This is a genomic window from Polaromonas sp. (assembly GCF_031411155.1).
In the GTDB taxonomy this organism is placed as follows: domain Bacteria; phylum Pseudomonadota; class Gammaproteobacteria; order Burkholderiales; family Burkholderiaceae_C; genus Polaromonas.
This window is the reverse complement of record NZ_JANOAL010000219.1, coordinates 1-7636: the sequence shown is the minus strand read 5'-3', so window position 1 is coordinate 7636 and position 7636 is coordinate 1. Positions and strand designations below refer to the sequence as shown.

Sequence of the window (7636 nt, the reverse complement as noted above, 5' to 3'; positions counted from 1 at the left end):
TCTCTACCATGCGCTGGCGTTTTTGCTGATTGTGGGCGGGATCGTGGTGTCGTCGCGGCGGTAGCGACAGACCTCAAAAAGTCCCCGGAAAGGCCCCGCCATCGGCCAGCACGTTCTGCCCGGTCATGTAGCCGGCCTGCGTGCTGCACAAAAAGGCGCAGATCGCGCCAAACTCCTGCGGGTTGCCGAAGCGCTGGGCCGGAATGCCTTTGCGGCGCGCGTCCATCACCGCCTCCAGGGGCTGGCCGGTTTTCTGCGCGGTGCCGCTCAGGTTGCCGCGCAGGCGGTCGGTGTCAAAGGAGCCGGGCAGCAGGTTGTTGATGGTCACGCCCTGCGCGGCGAGCTTGCTGCGCGCCACGCCTGCAACAAAGCCGGTCAGGCCGCTGCGCGCGCCGTTGCTCAGGCCCAGGATGTCGATCGGTGACTTGACCGCGCTGGAGGTGATGTTGACGATGCGGCCAAAGCCGCGCGCCGCCATGCCGTCGACCGTGGCCTTGATCAGCGCAATCGGCGTCAGCATGTTGGCATCGACCGCCTTGATCCAGGCATCGCGATCCCAGTCGCGAAAGTCGCCGGGCGGCGGGCCACCGGCGTTGGTGACCACAATGTCAAAGTCCTTGCGCACCGCAAACACGGCGGCCCGGCCTGCATCCGTGGTGATGTCCGCGGCAACAAACTGCACGCTGGAGCTTTCGTGACGAGTGCTTTCAGCTATTAATTTGCTAGCAGCTGTTTCCAACGCCTCAGCGCCGCGGGCGACGATGAGCACGTTCACGCCTTCGTGCACCAGCGCCTGCGCGCAGCCAAAACCCAAGCCCTTGCTGGCACCGCAGACAAGCGCCCATTTACCGGCAATACCTAAATCCATAAAAGCTCCCTGACGACAAAGTTATTGCGAAAGCGTAATGGCTATAACTTACCAGCCCGTGTAAACACAAAAATCCCGGCAATCACCAGCACCGTGCCGGCCGCCACCCAGGCGGTAAACGGCTCGCCCAGAATCAGCACGCTCATCAGGATAGTGGACATGGGCCCCACCATGCCGGTTTGCGCGGCCAGGCCCGCGCCGATGCGCTCGATGGCCATCATCACCATCAGCACCGGCACGGCCGTGCACAGGGTGGCATTCAACACCGACAGCCAGATGACTTCGGGGGCCACCGCCGCAGCACTGAGCGGGCGCAGCAGCACGAACTGCAGCAGACACAGCAGACACGCCACCGTGGTCGCCAGGCCCACCAGCCGCAATGAGCCGAGGCGCCTGACCAGTTCGCCGCTGTACACCAGGTAAATGGCATAGCTGACGGCGCTCAAAAACACCAGCAGCGCGCCGAGCGCCGCATCCGCGCCCTGCAAGGTGATCTCGTGGCCAAACACCAGCACCACGCCGCTGTAGCTCAGGCCCATGCCGGCCATCTGCCGCAGGCTGATGCGCCGCTGGTACAGCACCAGCCCCAGCAGCAACACCAGCGTGGGGTTGAGGTACAGAATCAGCCGCTCCAGCGAGGCGCTGATGTAGGCCAGACCGGCAAAGTCCAGAAAGCTGGCCAGGTAGTAACCGGTCAAGCCGAGCCAGAGCACCCCCAGCCAGTCCTGGCGCGAGAGCGCGGCCTTGCCCCGGCTGGCCCACCAGGCCATGACGGCAAAAATCGGCAACGCAAACAGCATGCGGTACATGATCAGCGTGACCGCGTCCACCCCGTAGCGGTAAGCCAGCTTGACGATGATCGCCTTGCCACTGAAGGCAATCGCCCCGAAGGTGGCCAGCAGCAAGCCGGACGCTATGTTTTTAGGAGCTGTCTGCGCATGTTCTGTCTGGGCTAGAGGCATATTTTGTTCAGAATTATGGCTCAAGATGCGTTTTGTCAGAAGTCCACGGCCTGCCCGTCGCGACGCGCATCGCTGGCGGCCACATAGCCTTCCACTTTCGGGTCGCCAGCGCGCCAGATGAACTGGCCGGCGCCAAAGTCCTGGTACGAGTCGTTGATGACCGCCATGCGGTGGCCACGCCTCAGCCCGCCGCAATGCGTTGGTGCAGCCTGCGCAGTGACCACCAGACCCCCAGCGCCACGCAGGGAATCGCCAGCGCCGCGCTACTTTCCGCGCTGTAGGGCCAGCCGACTTTCTGCAGACCCTTGGCCAGGTAAGCCACCAGCCCAACGATGTAGTAGGTGATGGCGGCGACCGACAGGCCCTCGACCGTGGACTGCAGCTTGAGCTGCAGGTCCTGGCGGTGGTTCATGGTGGCCAGCAGCGCCTGGCTGCTTTGCTGCTGCTCGATCTCAACCCGCGTGCGCAGCAGGTTGCTCATGCGCGAGACGCGTTGCGACAGGGCATCCTGCCGGCGCGTGGCCCATTCGCAGGTGCTGCGCGCGGGGGTCAGGCGGCGCTCCATGAATTCGCCAATGGTTTGCAGGCCGTCCACGCGCGACTCGTCAATGTCGTGAATGCGCTTGTCGACCAGCTCAAAATACGCCGCGCTGGCCGAAAACCGCGAGTGCGTGGCCGCGTGCTGGCTTTCGACCTGGCCCGCCAGCGTGGTCAGCCGGTCCAGCAGCTGCGCCTCCGCCTCGCGCGAGGTCACGCGTATCGCCTGCGCCAGTTCGGCCAGTTCGCGCTCGGCGGTGGCCAGCGCGTTGTAGGCCTCGCGCGCGGCGGGCAGGCCCATGAGGGCGGCCATGCGGTAGCTTTCAATTTCCAGAAGCTGCTGCACCAGCCGGCCCAGGCGCCTGGGCGTCATGCCGCCGCCGCGCCCGCTCGCCCCATGGGCGGCCAGCAGCACCATGCGCGAAAAGCCATCGGCATGAATCGCAAAATCGGTGAACACCTCGCCCTGCCCGTCGACCACGTCGGAGCCCACCAGCGTGTCCTCATGCAGCAGGTGTTTGACCAGCAGATGCGCGCCCGCCGCCGGCTGCGGCAGCACCCACAGGTGCATGCTGCTCAGGCACTCGCCCGGCAACCGGGCCAGCCAGTCTTGCGGCACCACGTCGCTGGCCACCAGCGGGTTTTGGTCACGCGCCAACCGGTCCAGGGCGTCAGCCTCCAGCGGCCGGGTGAAGGTGTAGCTGACAAACTCGGTGTGCAGCTCCCAGCGGATGCGAAACAGCCCCACGTCCATGCGGATATGAATCGACTGCGCATCGGGTTGCGGCAAATGATGGTTACGCAGCAGGGCCGCCACATGCGCGCGACTGGCCTCGCGCTGGCTGGCGTCGCACACCATCACCACATGCGAAATCGCCAGCGGCGACTCCATGGCCTCGGGCGGGCGGGCGTGAATCTCGTTGTGAAGCGCCACACGGCTGGGGTGCTGCTGAATTTGGGAATTTAATGACATGCCAATTGTTGGACCTGATTTCTAGACAACCCCTATTTTGGCAGTGTGAAAAAAAACGGCACCCGAAGGTGCCGCATTCTGCGTCCGTGCAAGCTGTTTCAGTCTTCGACGAAGGCCTCTTCCCGCTTGTGCTTGACCGATGGGAGAAGAACAATAACCAGCAGCAGCAAACCCGCTGCCAGCAGGCCGGCAGACAACGGACGGGTGACAAAAACACTCCAGTCACCACGCGACAACAACAGCGCCCGACGCAAATTTTCTTCCATCATGGGGCCCAGAATGAAGCCGAGCAGCAAGGGAGCCGGCTCACAACCGAGTTTGACGAAGCCATACCCGATGACACCAAAAGCCCCCACGGTCCAGATGTCAAATGTGTTGTTGTTGGTTGAGTAAACACCAATCGCGCAGAACAACACAATGGCCGGGAACAGATAGCGGTAAGGCACGGTCAGCAGCTTGATCCACATGCCGATCAGCGGCAGGTTAAGAATGATCAGCATCGCATTGCCAATCCACATGGACGCAATCAGCCCCCAGAACAGCTCCGGGTTGCTGGTCATCACCTGTGGGCCCGGCTGAATGTTGTGGATCGTCATGGCACCCACCATCAGGGCCATCACGGCATTCGGGGGAATACCCAGCGTCAGCAAGGGAATGAAGGAAGTCTGGGCACCGGCGTTGTTGGCCGATTCAGGTCCGGCCACACCGCGGATGTTGCCCTGTCCAAAAGGAACTTCGCCCGGCTTCATCTTCATTTTCTTTTCGAGTGCATACGCTGCAAAGGCGGCCAGCAAGGCGCCGCCACCGGGCAAGATGCCGAGCGCAGAGCCGAGGAAGGTACCGCGCAGCACGGCAGGCGTCATGTCCTTGAAATCCTGTTTGGTAGGGAGCAGGCCGGTCACCTTGGCCGTGAACACCTCGCGCTCATGCTCCGGTTGCGCCAGGTTGCTGATGATCTCGCCATAGCCGAATACCCCCATGGCGATCACCACAAAGCCGATGCCGTCGGTCAATTCGGGAATGTCGAAACTAAAGCGTGCCACACCCGAGTTCACGTCGGTGCCGACCAGACCCAGCAGCAGCCCCAGCACAATCATGGCAATGGCCTTGAGCAGCGAGCCTGAGGCCAGCACCACAGCGCCAATCAGGCCCAGCACCATCAGGGCAAAGTACTCGGCCGGGCCAAATTTGAAGGCCAGTTCGGTCAACGGAGGGGCAAAAGCCGCCAGAATCAGCGTACCGACGCAACCGGCAAAGAACGAACCGAGGCCCGCAGCGGCCAATGCCGGCCCCGCTCGCCCTTTGCGCGCCATCTGGTAGCCATCGATACAGGTGACGACCGAGGACGACTCACCCGGCAGGTTCACCAAAATGGCGGTGGTAGAGCCGCCATACTGCGCGCCGTAATAAATACCGGCCAGCATGATCAGCGCCGATACGGGCGGCAGCGCATAAGTGGCCGGCAGCAGCATGGCGATGGTGGCCACCGGGCCGATGCCCGGCAACACACCAATCAGCGTGCCCAGCAGGCAACCGACAAATGCGTAAACAAGGTTGATGGGCGTGAACGCGACACCAAAACCCAGCGAAAGATTTGAAATCAGATCCATTTTTTTCTTCCTTAGCCCGTGATGAAGGCTGGCCAAACCGGGAATTGCAGCTTGAGCAAAACAACAAAAGCGAGGTAGCTTCCGATGGCCAACACGGTGGCAAGTATGAAAGTGTTCTTGAATTTCCAGCCCGCCTCAGCCATGCTGGCAATGAAGGTCAAGGCATAGATGGCGACAATCATGCCCATGGCGGGCAGTTTGATGCTGGGTAGCCCCGCGAGAAGCACGCCGAAGGTCAGGTTGGCCAGAATGATGAAAAACAGCGGCTTGAAAGCCCATTTCCCGATTTTGTCACCCCCCTCTGCTTCAACCACAAGGGCTTTGAAGGTAATGGCAACGCCCAAAATGGCCATCAAAATTCCCAGCATGAGCGGGAAATAGCCAGGGCCCATGCGGGCGCCTTCGCCCACGTTATAGGTGGTTGCACCCCATGCAAACGCCACACCGACGCCCATGAACATGAGACCGGAAAAGAAGTCTTTTTGACTCTTGATATTCACGGTTTGTCTCCTCTATGAAAAGAATGAATAAGGGGATTGTGCATTCAGTCGGCCGGGCGGAGCATGTGGCTTTCACCTATGCGGCCCGGCGCGGCGGGAAGGGTCAGCTTTGTGCAGATCGCGGCGGCTTCCTGCCCGTTGCAGCGCTTCAGGACAAGGGCGGGGTGGACGCCAGGATTTCTTCAATCGTTGTCAGGCCTTCGGCCACTTTCAGGGCGCCCGCCAGCCTCAGCGGCCGCATGCCGTCGGTCACGGCCTGACGCCTCAGCGCGTCAATATTGGGCTCTCTGGAAACCTTTTCCTTGAAGCCTTCGGTCACCGTGAGCAGCTCGTACAGGCCCATGCGCCCCCGGAAACCGGTCATGCGGCAGTCCACGCAGCCCACGGGTTTGTAGGGCCGGTAGCCGCCGCTGATTTGCCAGGGCTTGACCAGATCGGCCAGGGTCTCGCGCGAGGCCGTCTCGTCGCGCTCTCGGCAATGGCTGCACAGGGTGCGCACCAGCCGCTGCGCCAGCACGCCCAGCAAGGTGGCATTGATCAGGTAGGACGGCACACCGAGTTCCATCAGGCGCGAGACGGCCGACGGCGCATCGTTGGTGTGCAGGGTACTGAACACCAGGTGCCCGGTCAGAGCTGCCTGCACCGCCATTTCGGCGGTGGCCAGGTCGCGGATTTCGCCCACCATGATGATGTCGGGGTCCTGCCGCATCAGGGCGCGCAACCCTTCGGGGAAATCAAAATCCAGATGTGGTTGAACCTGGGTCTGGTTGAACGCCGGCTCGATCATCTCGATCGGGTCTTCAATCGTGCTGACGTTGACCGCTTCGGTGGCAATGCGCTTGAGCGTGGAATACAGCGTGGTGGTCTTGCCCGAGCCGGTGGGCCCGGTCACCAGCACAATGCCATGGGGCCGCTTGACCAGTTGCTCCCAGCGGTCGGCATCATGCTGTGAAAAACCCAGCGCATCGAGGTCTTTGACCGTGGTGTCGGGGTCAAAAATGCGCATGACCATTTTCTCGCCAAACGCCGTCGGCAGGGTCGACAGACGCATTTCAATTTCATCCCCGCGCGGATTGCGGGTCTTGATGCGGCCGTCTTGCGGGCGACGCTTTTCGACCACATCCATGCGGCCCAGCAGTTTGATGCGCGCCGTCATGGCGTTGTGCACGCCCATGGGCAACTGGTAGACCGGATGCAGCACGCCGTCGATGCGAAAGCGGATCACGCCCTGCTCACGCCGCGGCTCCAGGTGGATGTCGCTGGCGCGCTGGTCAAACGCGTATTGCCAGAGCCAGTCCACCACCTGCACCACGCCCTGGTCGTTGGCATCGAGCTGCTTGTTGCTCTTGTTCAGTTCCACCAGTTGCTCAAAACTGGCCGAACCGGAATTACCGCCGGTTTTGAGCGCCGCCCTGACCGATTTGGCCAGCGCGAAAAACTCGGCCGTGTATTTGGAAATTTCGAGCGGATTCGCCACCACCAGCCGCACGCTGCGCTTGGCCTGGCGCTCGACCTCCGACACCCAATCGGTGACGAAGGGCTCTGAGGTGGCAATCACCACCTCCTGCGGCGTGACCTGCACCGGCAGCACCTTGTGGCGCTCGGCGTACATGGCCGACATGGTGTCGGCCACCTTGCCCACATCGACCTTGAGCGGGTCAATTCTCAAATAGACCAGGCCGGCACGGCCGGCCAGCCACTGGGCAATGGTTTCGATATCGAGCGGCTTGCCGTCGGCCACGCGCGTCATGCCGACGCTGGCCAGCCGGATCAGCGGATGCTGCGCGCTTTGCACCTGCGAGCAGCGGGCAATGGTGCGCTCGGCCTCGGCGCGGCTGATGACGCCGTCTTCGCTGAGCCACTCAACCAGCTTGCGCCAGTCCAGCGGGCCCAGCGGCGGCTTTGAGGGCTGCGGCCCGCGGGGCTGAGGCGGGGAGGTCGGGCGGGAGGGGGGCATGACTGCGCTCATGCAAGGCACTGTACCGCATCGCCGCCGGGGCTAAACCACCGGCTTGAAAAGCCGCAACCATTTTTTGGCAGGCAGATCCCAGCGCGATTCAACGGTGCCGGCGCGCAGCAGCAACTCGGTCCGGTCCGGCCGCGTCGGCTCGCGCTGGGCCAGCACCACGGTGTTGCCCTCGCGCGTCGGCCGGAAAGCCCAGACCGCCTGCGGGCCAAAGGCTTCG

At 62.7% G+C, this 7636-nt stretch carries 7 protein-coding genes and 1 pseudogene; all 8 read right to left on the bottom strand.

Features of this window, described 5'->3' with window-relative positions:
* Positions 1 to 73 precede the first annotated feature (73 nt).
* The gene (locus tag RMO23_RS13775) at positions 74 to 868 is read right to left on the bottom strand and encodes an SDR family oxidoreductase (protein ID WP_309682553.1); all 795 of its coding nucleotides are present in this window, start codon (positions 866 to 868) and stop codon (positions 74 to 76) included.
* A gap of 41 nt (positions 869 to 909) precedes the next feature.
* A complete protein-coding gene (locus RMO23_RS13770) occupies positions 910 to 1830 on the bottom strand; it encodes a DMT family transporter (protein WP_309682549.1) in 921 nt (306 codons plus the stop codon).
* A gap of 35 nt (positions 1831 to 1865) precedes the next feature.
* The gene (locus RMO23_RS13765; protein ID WP_309682556.1) at positions 1866 to 1997 is read right to left on the bottom strand and encodes a hypothetical protein; all 132 of its coding nucleotides are present in this window, start codon (positions 1995 to 1997) and stop codon (positions 1866 to 1868) included.
* Positions 1998 to 2011: 14 nt separating this feature from the next.
* The gene (locus RMO23_RS13760) at positions 2012 to 3340 is read right to left on the bottom strand and encodes a DUF3422 domain-containing protein (protein ID WP_309682547.1); all 1329 of its coding nucleotides are present in this window, start codon (positions 3338 to 3340) and stop codon (positions 2012 to 2014) included.
* 98 nt (positions 3341 to 3438) lie between these two features.
* A complete protein-coding gene (locus RMO23_RS13755; protein WP_309682545.1) occupies positions 3439 to 4950 on the bottom strand; it encodes a tripartite tricarboxylate transporter permease in 1512 nt (503 codons plus the stop codon).
* An 11-nt stretch (positions 4951 to 4961) separates the two neighbouring features.
* Complete coding sequence (locus RMO23_RS13750) at positions 4962 to 5450, bottom strand: tripartite tricarboxylate transporter TctB family protein (protein WP_309682543.1); 489 nt, start codon at positions 5448 to 5450, stop codon at positions 4962 to 4964.
* 148 nt (positions 5451 to 5598) lie between these two features.
* Complete coding sequence (locus RMO23_RS13745) at positions 5599 to 7419, bottom strand: ATPase, T2SS/T4P/T4SS family (RefSeq protein ID WP_309682541.1); 1821 nt, start codon at positions 7417 to 7419, stop codon at positions 5599 to 5601.
* A 30-nt stretch (positions 7420 to 7449) separates the two neighbouring features.
* Positions 7450 to 7636: pseudogene (locus RMO23_RS13740) on the bottom strand (spermidine synthase); the annotation flags it as partial.